This is a genomic window from Paenibacillus mesotrionivorans, assembly GCF_046098205.1.
Lineage (GTDB): Bacteria > Bacillota > Bacilli > Paenibacillales > NBRC-103111 > Paenibacillus_AR > Paenibacillus_AR mesotrionivorans.
In genome coordinates this window covers 29,825-47,936 of the sequence record NZ_JBJURJ010000029.1, presented here as the reverse complement: position 1 = coordinate 47,936, position 18,112 = coordinate 29,825, and the positions used below count along the sequence as shown (strand labels likewise).

Sequence of the window (18,112 nt, the reverse complement as noted above, 5' to 3'; positions counted from 1 at the left end):
GGGTTATAGCTGCGACAGTTATGGCAGTTGTAATAGATAATCAGGATAAAGGGGAGATTTGTGTTGACTAGATCAAACAAGCTTTCTGCAAGTTTGCTGGCGTCCACCCTGGTTTTGACTGCAGTTGTGTCCGGTTGTGGAAGCGGTGACAAAGACAGCGCAGGCACTGCCAATCCGGGTGCCTCCAATGGATCAAGCCCGGCGGCCAAAGCTCCGGTAACCATCAAGATGTTCAACCGGGTGAATGCAGGAATTGTAGTGGAGAATAACCCGGTGGTCGCCGAGGCGGAGAAGCTGGCCAATGTGAAGCTCTCCATCGAAGCGCCTCCCATCAACAATTACACCGATAAGCTGAAGGTAATGATGGCGTCGGGCGAACTCCCCGATTTGATTTATAACTGGGGCGGCGCCGATGCCAGCATGGAAACCTGGGCGCAGAACGGTTTGCTGCTTCCCTTGGATGATAAGATCTCCAAGTATCCCAATCTGATGAAGAATATCACCAAGGAAATGTGGGACAGCGTCAAGTCTGTAAACGACGGCAAGATATACGTGATTCCCAGAACCAATATCGTCAACCATTGGGGCTATATGGTCAACCAGGTGTGGCTGGATAAGCTGGGGCTGAAGGCTCCGGAAACCCTGGATGAGCTGACCAATGTGCTGCGGGCGTTCACCAAGAACGACCCGGACGGCAACGGCAAGGCGGATACCTTTGGGCTGAGCCAGATTGGTGTGTGGGCGCCTACCAACTTCATCGCCGGCGCTTTCGATTTGCCATTGGTGAACGGGGTGAAGGATACGGATGGAAATTATAAGATCAAGGAGAAAATGTCCGGGTATCTTCCTTATCTGACCTACCTGAAGCAGCTGCATAGCGAAAAGATTATTGATCCCGAATTTATCATCAACAAGTCGTATGTGGATCTGGAGAAGCTGAATCAGGGGAAAGTGGGCATGGTGCCTTCCCATCAATATGGTGTTATGGTTAATCTGGGCCGGGACAAGGATGCCGACAAAAAGTTTACCTATCATGGTGTGCTGAAGAACAGCAAGGGAGAGGCACGGAATCTGGTGACCGTCGCCACCTGGGGCGGCTGGATGATCAGCAAGAACAGCAAAAATGTGGATGAAGTGCTGCGTTTCCTGGATTGGGGCAATACGCCGGAAGCGAATGCCTTGTTCCAGATCGGGTTGAAGGGTCTGACTTATGACAGCTATGATCCCGCAAGCAAGGCTCTCGTCCGCAGCACGGAGCAAGCCGCCAAGGTGAATACGCTGACCAGCACCTATATGACATTGGCCAATGCCATTAACGGGGAAGGCGCGATCATTGAGAATGCCGATTCGCCCGAGAAGCTGGCCAAGTTCAAGGAGCAATGGACTGCCGCGCAAAAGAAGATGACAACCGTGAATGTGCCGGCTGTCCGTTCGCCCAAGCTCTTGAACCTGGGCAACACCATTCCCGACCTGATAAAGGAAAAGGATGAGCAGGAGCAGAAATATATTACAGGTGAGATTACGGTGGATCAACTGAAGAGCTTCCTGGAGAAGAAGTGGTACCCGGCCACAGCGGATGCCGAGAAGGAATATATCGAGTTCATGAACAAGCTGGGGAAATAACATACTGAGAGTCTGGCCGACAAAACGTGTTTGAGCCTCCAAAGGCACTCCTTTCCCGGTAAGGAATGAAACCCGATGAATATGCATTCGTCTACAACTCGGTCGGCTAAACTCCCGGCAGGCAAACGAATTGAGGTGGACAGGATTGACTTTGAAGCAGCGGAAGGCGGAATTTGAAGAGCAGAAACGGATTTACGAAAGTGCAACCCTGCGATTTCATGGTGTGGATGGCTTTGATGTGTACAATGTATCCATTCCGTTCATCCGAAACGGAAAGCGCTATTTGTTCGGGCGGGTGGAACGCCGCCAGGAGTGGGCCCGCTCCTGGGTCCGCCTGTTCGAGGAAACGGGACCAGACGAGTGGACAACAGTCGAGAATAGTATGATCTACACGCTGGAGGATCCTTATATCGCGGAGATTGGCGATGAGCTGGTGCTGGGCGGTACACATGTGCAATATGACCGTGGATCATACAGCACCTTCTTCGGTTACTTTTTCCGGGGAACGGACCTCCATGATTTGTACTATTTCACCACGGGGCCGGACAAAATGAAGGATATCCGCCTTGTTCCCCTGGCTGATGGCAGGATCGGCGTATTCTCCCGGCCGCGCAACAGCGAATTGAGAGGCAAGTATGGCAGTGAGTCCATGATCGGCTTCACGGTCATCAACAGTCTGGATGAGCTGACGGCGGATGTGATCGCCAACGCACCTTACATTCAGGGCATCTTCGGGGAAGGCGAATGGGGCGGCGTCAATCAGGCGTATCTCTTGGACAGCGGCAAAATCGGCATTATCGGCCACATCTGCTACCGGGATCAGGATGAGCACGGGGGAGAGCAGCGGGTATACATGAACATGGCCTTTGTCTTCGATCCGGCCACCCGCAAGTCTGCAGATCTCCATCTCATCGGCAGCCGTTCCTGCTATCCGCCGGGGCCGGCCAAAAAGCCATACCTGACAGATTGCGTCTTCGCTTCGGGCATCGTCATGCGTCCGGACGGGAAGGCCGATTTGTACAGCGGCATAGGCGACTGTCAGACGGGGCGTATCACCATCGACTATCCCTTTGCAGGGCATGGGGCGTTATGGACAGGCGCACGCTGAACGGCAATATCAAGAGAGCCCGGACCATGTGGTCCGGGCTTTTGGCGTGTGGGTTAGACGAGCAGCGGGAGGATCAGCAGAGGCAGCCGCTTTTGCCGCCGGCCAAGCTTTTGGCGTTTGCCAGCCGGTTCTCTGCCAGGCGGTCGGCCGCTTCGTGGGGAAGCATCTTTTCAACCGCGGCGATGCGGAACACTTCCTCCAGGTTCTGGCGGATATTGGCTACCTGGAGGTAAGCCCGCTCCTCATTGTAGCCGCCTTGTTCGTTGGCAATGTTGATCACGCCGCCTGCATTAATGACATAGTCGGGTGCATAGAGAATGCCCCGCTCCGCCAGCGCCAGACCGTGCCGCGGCTCCTTCAGCTGATTGTTGGCCGCGCCGGAGACCACCTTGGCCTTCAGTACCGGAATGGTGGCGTCGTTCAGCGTAGCACCCAAGGCACAGGGCGCATAAATATCGCAAGCTGCGCCGTAGATGGCGTCCGGGCTGACGATGGCCGCCCCGAATTCCGCCTCTACCCGTGCCAAGGCTTCCTTGTTCAGGTCTGCCGCAACGATCCGGGCCCCTTCCTGGTGCAGGTGCTTGCAGAGATAGTAGCCGACATGGCCAACACCCTGCACAGCCACCGTCAGGCCGGACAGGCTGTCCGAGCCGAAGGCTTCCCGCGCCGCCGCCTTCATGCCCACATATACGCCATAGGCGGTAGCGGGGGACGGATCGCCTGAGGAGCCTCGGGACTTGCCCAGCCCTGCAACGTATTGCGTATGCTCGCTTACAATCTCCATGTCCTCCACGCAGGTGCCCACGTCCTCGGCGGTAATATAACGGCCTGACAGGCCCTGCACATAATGTCCGAAGGCCCGGAACATCGCTTCATTCTTCGCAGTCTTGGAATCGCCGATGATGACAGTTTTGCCGCCGCCCAGCGCTAGCCCCGCCGCCGCATTCTTGTAGGTCATACCCCGGGCCAGCCGGAGCACGTCCGTCAGCGCCTCCTCCTCGGAAGCGTAATTCCACATGCGGGTGCCGCCCAAAGCGGGGCCCAGCGTGGTGTCATGGATGGCGATAATCGCTTTGAGGCCGGAGGCCTTGTCCTGACAAAACACCACTTGTTCGTAATCATCCTTCTCCATCACTTCAAACAGCTTCATGGCGCTTCCACCTTCCTGATATGTACCGTCTATCCTAGGGTGTATATGCAAAACCCTGCTCTTTAGGATCTCTTTATCAGCCTAAGACGGGCGGGGCCTTTCGTCAAGAAGGCGGCCGTGGTAAGATGAACGGGAATTCTTATTAACGGACTATTACCCAATAAATAGCAGTTGTCGGGAGGGTGTTATGGAAAGGGAGCAGTTGGCAGGCAATGCCAGAGAATATGCCGCGCGGGTCCACAGCGTGATGGATTATATTGATAACCACCTTGCCGATCCGCTGACCTTAGAGGAGCTTTCCCGGGTGGCGGGATTCTCCAAGTATCACTTCCACCGGATCTTCGCAAGCCAGACGGGGGAAACCCTGTTCGGCTTTATTCAGCGGCTGCGGCTGGAGAAGGCGGCCCTCCTCTTGGCCAGTGATCCCGGAGTCAGTGTCACCGAGGCGGCGCTGGAGACGGGCTTTGGCGGTTCCTCCTCCTTTGCCAGGGGCTTCCGGCAGCGCTTCGGCGTCACCCCCACCGAATGGCGGAGCAAAGCGGCGGGGGGCAATAGCAATTTCGGTATAACGGACCGCAACGGAAGCAAGGCGGAACGCAATCCGGGGAAATCGGCCGCGGCCTCCAAGGTTTATATTGAGTATGCAGGCCATACTCAAATCTGGAGGTATGAAATGGAACAGAAAACAACGACGGTAACGGTAAAGGAAATTCCCGAGTGGACCCTGGCTTATGTGCGCTATGTGGGCCCGTATGCGGGGGATGGGGAGCTGTTTCAACGGTTGAATGATAAGCTGTTCAAGTGGGCAGGCGCCCGCGGGCTGATCCGCTTCCCCGAAACCCAGCATCTGATCATGTACCATGACAGCCCGGATATTACCGAGGAAGACAAGCTGCGCGTCAGCGTATGCATCACCGTGCCGGAGGATACCCAGGTGGACGGGGACATCGGCAAAATGACCCTTGCCGCGGGCAAATACGCCTTCGCCCGGTTCCGGCTGGGGGTAAAAGATTTCTCGGAGGCCTGGGCCTGGGTATACGGCACCTGGCTGCCGGATTCCGGCTTTGCTCCGGATGACGGGCCATGCTTCGAAATGTACCCGGAGCCGGAGCCTGACGCCGAAGGACGGTTTGCCGTCGACATCTGCGTTCCGGTCAAGCCGCTCTAGATAAGATAGGGACAGCGTGCGGACGGGCTTAAGAGAGCCTTGTCCGCACGCTTTCTTTTTGCCGCGTATAAGGGGAAGGCTGTGTGTTCAGGTTTATCCTGCAACTCTACGGGCAATACTAGCAAGCAATCAAGAGACGCGATGGAGCGGCCGGAACGAAACAAGCAGGCTGTCGGCGGCGGGAGCGGGCCTTGGAAGCGTGTTGGCGAGAAATGGTTCCTTGACACGAATATCCCGCTATGATAGAATGCTTTAGTAACCCTAAATTGTTAAGACGCGAGTCCCAGACAATCAGGGTTTTTAATTAGTTCAGGTTGTCTATGGGAGGTGTAAACATGCGGGTTATCATTACTTTGGCTTGCACGAACTGCAAACAACGGAACTATACGTCCAACAAGAACAAGCGGAATAATCCGGACCGCATGGAACTGAAGAAGTATTGCAAGTATTGCAATGAACCTACAGTCCATCGCGAAACTCGGTAAGCTTTTGGAGGTGCAGTCGTGGCTTTTGTGGACAAAATGAAGCGTAGCTTCGGTTCCTTTTTCGGCTTCTTCGCCGATGCCTGGTCCGAGCTCAAGAAAGTCAAGTGGCCTACCAGAAAAGAAATGATCAGCTATACGCTGGTTGTTGTTGGTACGGTGCTGTTTGTTACCCTGTACTTTTACGTTCTTGACCTGGGCATCTCCGAGCTGATTCGCCTGGTCACGGAATAGGGGCCGGCATCAATGGAGAAAAGATGGTATGTCGTCCACACGTATTCGGGTTACGAAAACAAGGTTAAGGCAAACCTGGAAAAGCGCGTCGAGTCCATGAACATGCAGGACAAGATCTTCCGTGCCCTGGTTCCTACTGAAGAAGAAGTAGTGAACAAGGACGGCAAGAAGAAGACGGTTCAACGCAAGGTTTACCCTGGTTATGTATTGGTGGAGATGATCCAGACGGACGAGTCTTGGTATGTTGTCCGCAATACGCCCGGTGTAACAGGGTTTGTCGGTTCTACCGGCTCCGGCTCGAAGCCGACCGCTCTGCTTCCCGAGGAAGTGGAATCCATCCTGAAGCATATGGGTATGGAAGAGCCGAAGCCGAAAATTGACTTTGAGCTGAAAGAAATGGTCCGTGTCAAAGTGGGTCCTTTCGCCAATTTTGTCGGCTCCGTAGAAGAAATTCTGCCGGAAAAGATGAAGCTGAAGGTTCATGTCAACATGTTCGGCAGGGAAACACCGCTTGAGCTGGAATTTACTCAGGTGGAGAAAGTATAAATGCATCCGCCGCATGGAAGCGGGATTTCCCGCGGACTATTTGCATGCGGGCTGCCGGCAGTGACACACACGGCAGCGTGGATTCGCTCTGGCCGGTTTCGGTATGAAACGGCCGGTGTTTGCGGCTGGCGCATCTGCGCCTAACCGCGGTGGGAGGGGCAGCACCCCATCTGTACCACATTTCGCAAGGAGGTGTCTAGCAATGGCAAAGAAAGTTATCAAAATGGTGAAGCTCCAAGTTGCAGCAGGTAAAGCGAATCCGGCACCGCCGATCGGTCCTGCACTGGGTCAAGCAGGCGTGAACATTATGGCGTTCTGTAAGGAATTCAATGCCCGTACCGCTGATCAAGCCGGCCTGATTATTCCGGTTGTTATCACAGTATTCGAGGACCGTTCCTTTACATTCGAAACCAAAACTCCGCCCGCAGCCGTTCTGCTTCGTGTAGCCGCCAACGTTCCTAAGGGATCCGGCGAACCTAACAAGAAGAAAGTGGCAACCATCAAGCGCGCTAAGGTGCGTGAGATCGCCGAACAAAAAATGCCCGACCTGAACGCAGCTTCCGTAGAAGCGGCTATGCGCATGGTTGAAGGCACTGCCCGCAGCATGGGTATCGTAATCGAAGACTAAGTCTTCACCGTTTGACCAAGTGGGAGGATATTCCGCTAACACCACAAAGGAGGAACCGTACATGGCTAAACACGGTAAGAAGTATGCCGAAGCAGCTAAAAACGTAAACGCAGAAGCGTTTTACGAAGCTGCAGAAGCTGTTGAGCTCGTGAAGAAAATGGCTACTGCCAAGTTCGACGAAACCGTTGAGGTTGCCGTTCGTCTGGGCGTAGACCCCAAGAAGCAAGACCAAGCTGTCCGCGGCGTAGTTGTACTGCCCCACGGCACAGGCAAAACCAAGCGTGTGCTTGTATTCGCCAAAGGTGACAAAGCAAAGGAAGCGGAAGCTGCCGGAGCCGATTTCGTTGGCGATGCTGACATGATCAACAAAATCCAGCAAGGCTGGTTCGACTTTGATGTCTGCGTGGCTACACCGGACATGATGAGCGAAGTAGGTAAGCTGGGCCGTATCCTCGGTGGTAAAGGCTTGATGCCGAACCCCAAGGCCGGTACCGTTACATTTGACGTAACCAAAGCCATCGGTGAAATCAAAGCAGGTAAAATCGAATATCGTCTCGACAGAGCCGGTCAAATTCATGCTCCTATCGGCAAGGCTTCCTTCGACGCCGACAAGCTGAATGAAAACCTGAAGGCCCTGATTGATGCGCTTGTTCGTGCCAAGCCTGCTGCAGCTAAGGGTGTATACCTGAAGAGCGCTGCCGTGTCCTCTACTATGGGCCCGAGCGTGAAGCTCAACATTGCTGCTTACCGCTAAAAAATGGCATTTGACTTGCGCGCCTCATCTGTGTTAGGATAAGTGAGGTTTTTCAAAAGTGAATATGCTGACCGTAGACAGCAGGTGCCCTTGAGGCTTAATTCCCTGCCGAGGTGTTATGATATAGATCGATCCTTAGCTTGAATCGATTCGAATCCATCATGCCTTCGTCGTCTAACGAGGGCATTTTTTATGCCTTCAGCAGCGCAGGTTGCTCGTATGTGTCGAATACAGTTTTGCTTTTTTGCAAAGCTTCCCTAGGAGGTGTAACGAATGCCTAATGCAAAAGTACTGGAACAAAAACAACAAATGGTAAACGAAGTGACTGCCAAGCTGCAGGAAAGCTCCTGCACAGTGGTTGCTGACTACCGTGGTCTGACTGTTGCTCAAGTAACCCAGCTGCGGAAGAACCTCCGCGAAGCAGGCGTTGAATTCCAAGTGTTGAAGAACACGCTGGTGCGCCGTGCTACTGCCGAGGCTAACCTGACTGAGTTGGATGCCGTTCTAACTGGACCTACAGCTGTGGCTTTCGGTAAGGACGTAGTCGCTCCTGCCAAGGTGCTGGCTGATTTCGCCAAGAAGAACGACAAGCTCCAAATCAAAGGCGGCGTTGTCGAAGGACGCGTTGTCGATGCTGCTCAGCTTAAGGCACTGGCTGATCTGCCTTCCCGCGAAGGACTTCTGTCCATGCTGCTCAGCGTGCTGCAAGCACCGATGCGCAACTTCGCCCTTGCGGTTAAGGCCGTTTCCGAAAAGCAAGAAGCGTAAGAAACCCCAGCACCAAAAAAATCATATGAACGATATATAGGAGGTTTAACCATGAGCAAAGAGCAAATCATTGAAGCCATCAAAGGCATGACCGTTCTGGACCTGAACGATCTGGTTAAAGCAATCGAGGAAGAATTCGGCGTAACTGCAGCAGCTCCGACTGTTGTAGGCGCAGTAGCAGCAGCTCCGGCTGAAGCCGAGCAAACTGAATTCGACGTAATCCTGACCAACGCTGGCGCTTCCAAGATCAACGTGATCAAGGTTGTACGCGAAATCACTGGTCTGGGTCTGAAAGAAGCCAAGGATCTGGTTGACGGCGCTCCTAAGCCGGTCAAGGAAAAGGTATCCAAGGAAGATGCTGAAGCTGTTAAGGCTAAGCTGACCGAAGCAGGCGCAACTGTAGAAGTGAAGTAATTCCACTTTGCTGCACATAGGACCCCTTGAAGATTCTTCAAGGGGTTTGTGCTGTTATTGATGCGCTGTCTTTCTCTCCGGTGGGCCGGTCTACCGGCAAGAAGGAGAACGCATACTTTCGTAAAGGAAAGGGGGCGAACCGCTGTGGATCATTATTATACCTCCAAGCCGGTCTCCGGCCGGGACACCTTCCGATTCCAGGCGGAGCTGCGCGGAAGAAACTGGGCGTTCCTCTCCGATGCTGGAGTGTTCTCCAAAAACGGCATTGATTTTGGAAGTACACTTTTGATCGAAACCATGGAGATTCCGCCGGAAGCACGGGTGTTGGATGTGGGATGTGGATACGGTCCCATCGGACTGTCGGCTGCAGTGCTGGCAGAGCGGGGGAGCGTGACCATGCTGGATGTGAACAACCGGGCGTTGGAGCTGGCTAAGGAGAATGCGGCTTTGAATGGAGTGTCGAATGTCCGTATCCTCGAAAGTGATACGCTGTCGGCAGTTGCCGGCGAAACCTTCGACTGCATCCTGACCAATCCGCCGATCCGGGCCGGGAAGGAAGTGGTGCACCGGATTTTCACCCAAGCATACGAGGCTCTTGCGGCTGATGGAGCACTGTGGGTTGTCATTCAGAAGAAGCAGGGTTCGCCCTCTGCATGGGCCAGGCTGGAGGAGTTGTTCGGTGAGGGACAGGTGGAGGAAGTCACCAAGGACAAGGGGTACAGAATCTTCCGCGCTATGAAAAAAGTTTGACTTGATTTTTTGATTGTGATATGATTATAAAATGTCAGAATTATGATGGGCGACATGTCTTTCATTTTTGAAAATGTCAAGTGTTTTTTTGCGGGGATGGAGGGAGCTGCGGTTTGACCGTAAGTTAACGTTATTATACCCGGCGTTTCAAGCATTTAAGCATCTTGCAGGAAAATGTCGCATGACGGTGTCCATTTGACCAATTATCCGGATCGGGTATATTCTCTTCCCTTTTGGCAAATTATAGGAAGATGATACTGGATCGCTCTGCGCATTTTGCGGGAGCAGCCCGTTGCGGTGGAACAACCGGATCTCGGTAGTATACCGGTTTCCGAAGTAGGCGAATACATGTGGAGAGGCTGCCCTTGGCTTGGTTATCACAGCCTGAGGCTCTCCATAACTGATCCTGCCTTTGGGCCGGATCATGTTATCTCCTGATAGCAGCAACTTTAAGCAGGCACGAGGGGTGAATGAAAGTTGGCGGGTCATCTTGTTCAATTTGGTCGACGTAAACGCAGGTCTTATGCGCGCATCAACGAAGTGCTGGATATCCCTAACCTGATTGAAATTCAGCAAAAATCATACCAGTGGTTTTTGGATGAGGGATTGCGCGAGATGTTCCAGGACATCTCTCCGATTCAGGACTTTACCGGGAATCTGGTGCTGGAGTTTATCGACTACAGCCTTGGGGAACCGAAATACACAGTGGACGACGCGAAGGAACGGGACGTAACCTATGCGGCGCCCTTGCGGGTCAAGGTACGCTTGATCAACAAGGAAACCGGAGAGGTGAAGGAACAGGAAGTTTTCATGGGTGATTTCCCGCTCATGACCGAAACAGGCACGTTTATTATCAACGGGGCCGAGCGTGTTATCGTCAGTCAGTTGGTCCGTTCGCCAAGCGTGTATTTCAGCACCAAAGTTGACAAGAACGGCAAGAAGAACTTCACCGCAACTGTGATTCCCAACCGTGGTGCGTGGCTGGAGCTGGAGACGGACGCCAAGGACATCATTTATGTCCGGATCGACCGTACCCGTAAAATTCCGGTTACCGTTCTTCTGCGGGCTTTGGGATTTGGCACGGATGCGGAAATCATCAACCTCCTCGGTGACGATGAATATATCCGCAATACCCTTGATAAGGACAATACCGATACCACGGATAAGGCCCTTATCGAAATTTACGAACGGCTTCGTCCCGGCGAACCGCCGACACTGGATAACGCCAAGAGTCTTCTGGTAGCGCGTTTCTTCGATCCGAAGCGGTATGATCTGGCCAATGTCGGCCGTTACAAGATCAATAAGAAGCTTCATATTAAGAACCGGCTGTTTAACCAGCGCCTGGCTGAAACCTTGGTGGATGCCACTACCGGCGAAATTCTGGCGGAAGCCGGACAACTGCTGGACCGGCGTTTGCTGGATACCATCATTCCCATGCTGGAGAACGGACTGGGCATGAAGGATTTCCATACGGCCGGCGGTGTGCTTGAAAATGAGAATGAGATTCCGCTGCAGTCTATCCATGTGTATTCGCCGATTGAAGACGGCAAGGTCGTCAAGGTGATTGCCAACGGACTGATCGACAAGTCGGTCAAGCATATTACACCGGCGGATATCGTTTCTTCCATTAACTATTTTATGAACCTCTTGCACGGCATCGGCAGCACGGATGATATTGACCATCTGGGCAACCGCCGTCTGCGTTCCGTCGGTGAGCTTCTGCAAAACCAATTCCGTATCGGGTTGTCCCGGATGGAGCGGGTTGTGCGCGAGCGGATGTCCATCCAAGACGCCAATGTAATCACGCCTCAAGCGCTGATCAACATCCGTCCTGTGATCGCATCCATCAAGGAGTTCTTCGGCAGCTCCCAGCTGTCCCAGTTTATGGACCAAACCAACCCGTTGGCAGAGCTGACGCATAAGCGCCGTTTGTCTGCTTTGGGCCCTGGCGGTCTGACCCGGGAACGTGCGGGCATGGAAGTCCGGGACGTCCATCACTCCCACTATGGCCGGATGTGTCCCATCGAAACGCCTGAAGGACCGAACATCGGGTTGATCAACTCCTTGTCCACCTTCGCGCGGATCAATGAATATGGCTTTATCGAAGCGCCTTACCGTTGGGTTGATCCCAAAACGGGTGTCGTCACCGATCAGATTGCTTATCTGACCGCGGATGAAGAGGATAATTACGTTATCGCCCAGGCGAATGCGGAACTGTCCGAAGAAGGCACTTTTGTCCAAGACAGCGTTATTGTCCGTTACAAGGATGATATCCTGACGCTCCCCAAGGAGCGGGTTGACTATATGGATATTTCGCCGAAGCAAGTGGTATCCGTGGCAACGGCTCTCATTCCCTTCCTGGAGAATGACGACTCCAACCGTGCGCTCATGGGTTCCAACATGCAGCGGCAGGCTGTTCCGCTCTTGTTGCCCAAGGCTCCTCTCGTAGGAACCGGCATGGAGCACAAATCTGCCAAGGATTCCGGCGTATGTATCGTATCCAAGGTGCATGGCATTGTGGAGCGGGTTTCCGCCAATGAGATCTGGGTCCGCCAGCAGCAAATGATTGACGGCCGGATGGTTACCGGAAATCTGATCAAGCATAAGCTCCACAAGTTCGAACGCTCCAACCAAGGCACCTGCATCAACCAGCGTCCCATCTGCCGCAAGGGTGACATCATCAAGCCGGGTGATATTCTGGCTGACGGACCGTCCACCGAGCAGGGCGAATTGGCGCTTGGCCGCAATGTTGTGGTTGCGTTTATGACTTGGGAAGGTTACAACTACGAGGATGCCATCCTGCTCAGCCAAAAGCTGGTTAAGGAGGATGTGTACACCTCCATCCATATCGAGGAATACGAATCCGAAGCCCGGGATACCAAGCTGGGACCCGAGGAAATCACCCGGGATATCCCCAACGTGGGCGAGGATGCATTGAAGAACCTGGATGAGCGCGGCATCATCCGTGTTGGTGCGGAGATCGGTGCAGGCGACATTCTGGTAGGTAAGGTAACCCCGAAGGGTGTAACCGAGCTGACTGCGGAAGAACGCCTCCTGCACGCCATCTTCGGTGAAAAGGCGCGGGAAGTGCGGGATACCTCCTTGCGGGTGCCCCACGGTACCGACGGTATTGTTGTGGATGTGAAGGTCTTCACCCGTGAGAACGGCGATGAGCTTCCTCCCGGAGTCAACCAGCTGGTGCGTGTCTACATCGCCCAGAAGCGGAAGATCTCCGAAGGCGACAAGATGGCCGGACGTCACGGCAACAAGGGTGTTATTGCACGGATCATGCCGGAAGAGGATATGCCCTTCCTGCCGGATGGCACACCTGTTGAAGTTGTGTTGAACCCGCTGGGCGTACCGTCCCGGATGAACATCGGCCAAGCGCTGGAGGTTCACTTGGGCATGGCCGCCAAGATGCTGGGCATTCATACGGCAACCCCTGTATTTGACGGCGCGCGCGAAAACGACGTCTTCGATACCATGGTGGAAGCAGGTATGGCCCGGACCGGTAAATGGCAGCTTTGCGATGGCCGGACCGGCGAGCCCTTCGAACGTGAAGTTACCGTCGGCGTCATGTACATGATCAAGCTGGCGCACATGGTTGACGATAAGATTCACGCCCGTTCCACGGGTCCATACTCGCTGGTTACCCAGCAGCCGTTGGGCGGTAAAGCCCAGTTCGGCGGCCAGCGCTTCGGCGAAATGGAAGTATGGGCGCTGGAAGCATACGGCGCTGCTTATACTCTGCAAGAAATTTTGACCGTCAAGTCCGATGACGTGGTTGGCCGGGTGAAAACCTACGAGTCCATCGTCAAAGGCGAGAATGTGCCGGAACCGGGCATTCCCGAATCCTTCAAGGTTCTGATCAAGGAATTGCAGAGCCTGGGTATGGATGTCAAGATCCTCTCCGAGAACGAGGAAGAGATCGAGATGCGCGAAATCGACGAAGACGAAGTCACCAGCGATAAGTTGAACCTCAATCTGGAGGGATCGGAGCTGGGGGCAGAGTAATCCGCTTACCGGCTTTGTTCCAAACAGAAGAAAATTGTCTATCGACGATTAACCAATCCCGGGGGTAAACGCACGGCACCGCTAGTATGCCGCCATGCGTTTACCCTTCGGGTCATCCCTTGCCCCTAGACCGTGTACCGCTCCAACAATTTTAAGGAGGGCTGCTCCTTGATCGACGTCAATAATTTTGAATCCATGAAAATTGGCCTTGCCTCGCCGGAGAAAATTCGTTCCTGGTCCCGTGGCGAAGTCAAAAAGCCTGAAACCATTAACTACCGTACCTTGAAGCCGGAGAAGGAAGGCCTGTTCTGCGAGCGCATCTTCGGTCCTCAGAAGGACTGGGAATGTCATTGCGGCAAGTACAAGCGTGTCCGCTACAAGGGCGTTGTCTGCGACCGCTGCGGCGTAGAAGTGACAAGGGCCAAGGTACGCCGGGAGCGTATGGGCCACATTGAGCTGGCTGCTCCGGTTTCGCATATTTGGTACTTCAAGGGTATCCCCAGCCGGATGGGTCTGGCATTGGACATGTCTCCCCGTTCCCTGGAGGAAATCATCTATTTCGCATCCTACGTGGTAACCGATCCCGGAGATACACCGTTGGAGAAGAAGCAGCTTCTGTCCGAGAAGGAATACCGCAGCTACCGTGAAAAGTACGGGTATGCTTTCCAAGCGGGCATGGGCGCTGAAGCAGTCAAACGCCTCCTGCAGGATATCGACGTCGAGAAGGAAATGGAGAGCCTGAAGGAAGAACTGAAAACCGCCCAGGGGCAGCGCCGTAACCGCGCCATTAAACGCCTGGAGGTTATCGAGGCTTTCCGTAACTCCAAAAACCTGCCCGAGTGGATGGTCCTGGATGTGCTGCCGGTTATTCCTCCGGAGCTTCGTCCGATGGTTCAGCTGGATGGCGGCCGTTTTGCCACCTCCGACTTGAACGATCTGTACCGCCGCGTCATTAACCGGAACAACCGCCTGAAGCGTCTTCTGGACCTGGGCGCACCGGATATCATCGTCCAAAATGAAAAGCGCATGCTTCAAGAAGCAGTAGACGCGCTGATCGATAACGGCCGCCGCGGCCGCCCGGTAACGGGTCCCGGCAACCGTCCCCTCAAGTCCCTCAGCCATATGCTGAAGGGTAAGCAAGGCCGTTTCCGGCAGAACCTGCTGGGTAAGCGCGTTGACTACTCTGGCCGTTCCGTTATCGTAGTAGGACCGGATCTGAAGATGTACCAATGCGGTTTGCCCAAGGAAATGGCACTGGAGCTGTTCAAACCCTTCGTAATGAAGGAATTGGTCAACAAGGGCCTGGCCCATAACATCAAAAGCGCCAAGCGCAAGGTCGAACGCAGCAGCGGCGAAGTATGGGACGTTCTGGAGGAAGTCATCAAGGAGCATCCGGTTCTCCTGAACCGTGCGCCGACCCTTCACCGTCTGGGCATCCAAGCCTTCGAGCCGATTCTGGTAGAAGGCCGTGCCATCAAGCTTCACCCGTTGGTTTGTACCGCATACAACGCCGACTTTGACGGAGACCAAATGGCGGTTCACGTTCCGCTCTCCGCCGAAGCTCAAGCGGAAGCTCGCATTCTTATGCTGGCCTCCGGCAATATCCTGAACCCCAAGGACGGAAAGCCTGTTGTTACCCCGTCCCAGGACATGGTACTGGGTTCCTTCTACCTGACCATGGCCGATCAAGGGGCCAAGGGAACCGGAATGCTGCTTGCTTCCGTTGAAGAGGCTGTATCGGCTTATTACCGCGGCGCTGCTTCCCTGCATGCAGTAGTTGCCATCCCGGCCAAGCTGCTGGGCAAAACCAGCTTTACACCGGAGCAGCAGGAAGCCATCCTGATTACAAGCATCGGCAAGATTATCTTCAACGAAATCTTCCCTGCCGACCTGCCGTTTATTAACGAACCGACCAAGAAGAATCTGCTGAACGGAACTCCGGACAGCTACTTTGTCTTCGAAAAGGGCGGCGACATCAAGCAGCGGATCGCTGATTTGAACACAGCCAGACTGGCCGTAGGCAAGGACTTCCTGGGTACGATCATCGCGGAATGCTTCCGCAAGTACAAGACGATGGAGACCTCCATCATCCTGGACAAAATCAAGAAGCTGGGCTTTACCTACTCCACTCGCGCCGGCATTACCATCGCCGTATCCGACGTGGAAGTGCCTCAGGAAAAGCATGAGCTTCTGGGCGAGTCCGAGGAAAAGGTCCGGGTGGTTACCAACCAGTACCGCCGCGGTCTGATTACCGACGACGAACGGTATGACCGGGTTATCTCCATTTGGTCCAAGACCAAGGATGATATCACGGACATCCTGATGAAGAACCTGAAGAAGTTCAATTCTATCAACATGATGGTGGAATCCAAGGCTCGGGGTAACAAATCCCAGATCACCCAGCTGGGCGGTATGCGCGGTCTGATGGCGACGCCGACAGGCCGGATTTACGAATTGCCCATCAAGTCCAACTTCCGTGAAGGCCTGACGGTATTGGAGTACTTTATCTCCACTCACGGCGCCCGGAAGGGTCTGGCGGATACAGCCCTCCGTACCGCGGACTCCGGCTACCTGACCCGCCGTCTTGTTGACGTGGCCCAGGACGTAATTGTCCGTGAAGAGGACTGCGGCACCGATAAGGGATCCGTGGTTGCACGTATCCAGGACGGTAAGGAAGTCATTGAGGATCTGTATGACCGTATCGAAGGACGTTATTCCTTCGAGACTCTTCGTGATCCCCAAACCGGTGAAATCATCGTTGGCCGCAATCAGCTGATCGATTCCGATATTGCCGAGCATATCATCAAGGCCGGCATTGAAAAGCTGCAAATCCGTTCTGTTCTTTCCTGCCGCACCTACCACGGTGTGTGCAAGAAATGCTACGGCCGGAATCTGGCTACCGGGGAGCATGTGGAGATTGGTGAGGCAGTCGGCATCATTGCTGCCCAATCCATCGGCGAGCCTGGTACCCAACTTACCATGCGTACGTTCCATACCGGCGGCGTAGCCGGTGATGACATCACTCAAGGTCTTCCGCGGATCCAGGAGCTTTTCGAAGCCCGGAACCCTAAAGGCCAAGCGACCATCACCGAAATCGATGGCGTCGTGAAGGATATCCGTGAAGGCAAGGACCGCCGGGAAATCGAGGTTCACGGCGAAGCGGAATCCAAGACCTATTCCGTTACCTACGGCTCCCGTGTGCGCGTCACCAAGGGGCAGGCCGTTGAGGCCGGCGATGAGCTGACCGATGGCTCTATCGACCCCAAGGAAATGCTGCGCATCAAGGGTATCCGCGGCGTGCAGAATTACATTCTGCAGGAAGTGCAGCGGGTTTACCGGAACCAGGGCGTAGAAATCAACGACAAGCACGTGGAAGTTATGATCCGGCAAATGCTGCGCAAAATCCGCGTTGTAGATGCAGGCGACACCACGCTCTTGCCGGGCTCTTTTGTCGACATGCATGAATACGAAGAAGCAAACAAGGTTGTGTTGATGAATGGAACCGAGCCCGCCGTGGCGAAGCCTGTTCTTTTGGGTATCACCAAGGCGTCTCTGGAAACCGACTCCTTCCTGTCTGCGGCTTCCTTCCAAGAAACCACACGTGTACTCACCGATGCCGCTATCAAGGGCAAGGTGGACCGACTGCTGGGTCTGAAGGAAAACGTATTGATTGGTAAGCTGCTGCCGGCTGGTACAGGTATGGCCCGTTACCGGAACGTCAAGATTTCCGACCAGTATATCGAAGCAGCTGAAGCAGCCGCTCTTGCGGCCGCACAGGCTGAAGAGCCCCAGGAAAACGGGGAAGTACCGGTTGTCGCCAACAAGTAAGATATGCGCATGAGAAAATCTGGTGTCCAGATTGAATAGATTCTTTCTTGACACCGGATTTTCAAAATGCTAATATATCAAAGTGTGCCAAAATGGTAAGCCCCTTGTGTCTTTGGAGGATGCCTTATGTCTTATGATAAAGTCAAACAGGCGGGTAAGCTTATTGTAGGTGCGAAGCAGGCTTTGAAAGCCGTCGAGGCCGGTTCGGTCCGGGAGGTTTTCATTGCTAAAGATGCAGATCCGCGAGTGACGAGCAAGATGGTGAGCCAATGCAGAAAGCTCAGTGTCCCCGTGACGTACGTCGAGTCCATGAAGCAGTTGGGCAAAGCGTGCGGCATTGATGTGGGCGCTGCGGTGGTAGCAGCGGTGAATGAATAAAGAATTGAATGTTTTTGTAAGGGTTGGTATAAAGACGGACTGGCCCCTGCAAGAACATTTCCTTTGTCCATTTATGATTCGCCTGGGTCTGTGGGCTTGTTTTCAAAAGCTTAACAATCCGATTTATTTTTGGAAGGAGGTGCCTAAATGCCAACAATCAACCAGCTGGTACGTAAAGGCCGTGAAGCGAAAGTTGTGAAATCCAAATCTCCTGCACTGCAAAAGGGTTTCAATGCTCTGAAGCGTGAGGAAACTGATCTCTCCGCT

The 18,112-nt window shown here is 54.0% G+C and carries 15 protein-coding genes, 1 pseudogene and 1 other annotated feature; of the genes and pseudogenes, 15 read left to right on the top strand and 1 reads right to left on the bottom strand.

What is annotated here, in order from left to right; genetic code table 11:
- Positions 1-63: 63 nt before the first annotated feature.
- Both ACI1P1_RS29175 and ACI1P1_RS29170 read left to right on the top strand, forming a co-directional pair.
- Positions 64-1,623, top strand: a complete 1,560-nt coding sequence (locus tag ACI1P1_RS29175; protein ID WP_416220107.1) for an extracellular solute-binding protein — start codon at positions 64-66, stop codon at positions 1,621-1,623.
- A gap of 151 nt (positions 1,624-1,774) precedes the next feature.
- Positions 1,775-2,731, top strand: coding sequence for an MTP-1 family protein (locus ACI1P1_RS29170; RefSeq protein ID WP_416220106.1), 957 nt, complete (start codon positions 1,775-1,777; stop codon positions 2,729-2,731).
- A gap of 73 nt (positions 2,732-2,804) precedes the next feature.
- Here ACI1P1_RS29170 and ACI1P1_RS29165 read toward each other — a convergent pair whose 3' ends face one another.
- The gene (locus tag ACI1P1_RS29165; protein ID WP_416220105.1) at positions 2,805-3,881 is read right to left on the bottom strand and encodes a Leu/Phe/Val dehydrogenase; all 1,077 of its coding nucleotides are present in this window, start codon (positions 3,879-3,881) and stop codon (positions 2,805-2,807) included.
- Positions 3,882-4,068: 187 nt separating this feature from the next.
- On the opposite strand from ACI1P1_RS29165, the gene ACI1P1_RS29160 reads away from it, so the two are divergent.
- From ACI1P1_RS29160 to ACI1P1_RS29100, 13 genes and pseudogenes are all read left to right on the top strand, one after another.
- Complete coding sequence (locus ACI1P1_RS29160) at positions 4,069-5,049, top strand: AraC family transcriptional regulator (protein ID WP_416220104.1); 981 nt, start codon at positions 4,069-4,071, stop codon at positions 5,047-5,049.
- Between the two features lie 335 nt (positions 5,050-5,384).
- Positions 5,385-5,534 (top strand): 50S ribosomal protein L33, encoded by a 150-nt coding sequence (gene rpmG, locus ACI1P1_RS29155; protein WP_113022677.1) that lies wholly within the window; start codon positions 5,385-5,387, stop codon positions 5,532-5,534.
- Between the two features lie 18 nt (positions 5,535-5,552).
- On the top strand, positions 5,553-5,765 hold the full coding sequence (secE, locus tag ACI1P1_RS29150; protein ID WP_113022676.1) for a preprotein translocase subunit SecE: 213 nt from the start codon (positions 5,553-5,555) through the stop codon (positions 5,763-5,765).
- A gap of 12 nt (positions 5,766-5,777) precedes the next feature.
- Positions 5,778-6,311, top strand: coding sequence for a transcription termination/antitermination protein NusG (gene nusG / locus ACI1P1_RS29145; RefSeq protein ID WP_113022675.1), 534 nt, complete (start codon positions 5,778-5,780; stop codon positions 6,309-6,311).
- Positions 6,312-6,513: 202 nt separating this feature from the next.
- Entirely contained in the window at positions 6,514-6,939 is a 426-nt protein-coding gene (rplK, locus tag ACI1P1_RS29140) for a 50S ribosomal protein L11 (RefSeq protein WP_416220103.1), read from the top strand.
- 61 nt (positions 6,940-7,000) lie between these two features.
- Positions 7,001-7,693 carry a 50S ribosomal protein L1 gene (gene rplA, locus ACI1P1_RS29135; protein WP_416220102.1) on the top strand — a complete coding sequence of 231 codons (693 nt, stop codon included), beginning with the start codon at positions 7,001-7,003 and terminating at the stop codon, positions 7,691-7,693.
- A gap of 53 nt (positions 7,694-7,746) precedes the next feature.
- Positions 7,747-7,893: a sequence feature (ribosomal protein L10 leader region), on the top strand.
- A gap of 73 nt (positions 7,894-7,966) precedes the next feature.
- Positions 7,967-8,461 (top strand): 50S ribosomal protein L10, encoded by a 495-nt coding sequence (gene rplJ / locus ACI1P1_RS29130; protein ID WP_416220101.1) that lies wholly within the window; start codon positions 7,967-7,969, stop codon positions 8,459-8,461.
- 51 nt (positions 8,462-8,512) lie between these two features.
- Positions 8,513-8,875, top strand: a complete 363-nt coding sequence (rplL, locus tag ACI1P1_RS29125) for a 50S ribosomal protein L7/L12 (RefSeq protein WP_416220100.1) — start codon at positions 8,513-8,515, stop codon at positions 8,873-8,875.
- A 144-nt stretch (positions 8,876-9,019) separates the two neighbouring features.
- Entirely contained in the window at positions 9,020-9,625 is a 606-nt protein-coding gene (locus ACI1P1_RS29120) for a class I SAM-dependent methyltransferase (RefSeq protein WP_416220099.1), read from the top strand.
- A gap of 477 nt (positions 9,626-10,102) precedes the next feature.
- Entirely contained in the window at positions 10,103-13,639 is a 3,537-nt protein-coding gene (gene rpoB / locus ACI1P1_RS29115) for a DNA-directed RNA polymerase subunit beta (protein WP_416220098.1), read from the top strand.
- A gap of 168 nt (positions 13,640-13,807) precedes the next feature.
- Positions 13,808-17,467 (top strand): DNA-directed RNA polymerase subunit beta', encoded by a 3,660-nt coding sequence (rpoC, locus tag ACI1P1_RS29110; RefSeq protein ID WP_416220097.1) that lies wholly within the window; start codon positions 13,808-13,810, stop codon positions 17,465-17,467.
- Between the two features lie 126 nt (positions 17,468-17,593).
- A complete protein-coding gene (locus tag ACI1P1_RS29105; RefSeq protein ID WP_113022667.1) occupies positions 17,594-17,845 on the top strand; it encodes a 50S ribosomal protein L7ae-like protein in 252 nt (83 codons plus the stop codon).
- 147 nt (positions 17,846-17,992) lie between these two features.
- Positions 17,993-18,112: pseudogene (locus ACI1P1_RS29100) on the top strand (30S ribosomal protein S12); the annotation flags it as partial.

Excerpts from the sequence above, each read along its gene's own strand:
- ACI1P1_RS29165 (WP_416220105.1), bottom strand. The coding sequence starts at position 3,881 with ATGAAGCTGTTTGAAGTGATGGAGAAGGATGATTACGAACAAGTGGTG.
- ACI1P1_RS29160 (WP_416220104.1), top strand. The coding sequence starts at position 4,069 with ATGGAAAGGGAGCAGTTGGCAGGCAATGCCAGAGAATATGCCGCGCGG.
- rpmG (WP_113022677.1), top strand. The coding sequence starts at position 5,385 with ATGCGGGTTATCATTACTTTGGCTTGCACGAACTGCAAACAACGGAAC.
- nusG (WP_113022675.1), top strand. The coding sequence starts at position 5,778 with ATGGAGAAAAGATGGTATGTCGTCCACACGTATTCGGGTTACGAAAAC.
- rplK (WP_416220103.1), top strand. The coding sequence starts at position 6,514 with ATGGCAAAGAAAGTTATCAAAATGGTGAAGCTCCAAGTTGCAGCAGGT.
- rplA (WP_416220102.1), top strand. The coding sequence starts at position 7,001 with ATGGCTAAACACGGTAAGAAGTATGCCGAAGCAGCTAAAAACGTAAAC.
- rplJ (WP_416220101.1), top strand. The coding sequence starts at position 7,967 with ATGCCTAATGCAAAAGTACTGGAACAAAAACAACAAATGGTAAACGAA.
- rplL (WP_416220100.1), top strand. The coding sequence starts at position 8,513 with ATGAGCAAAGAGCAAATCATTGAAGCCATCAAAGGCATGACCGTTCTG.
- ACI1P1_RS29105 (WP_113022667.1), top strand. The coding sequence starts at position 17,594 with ATGTCTTATGATAAAGTCAAACAGGCGGGTAAGCTTATTGTAGGTGCG.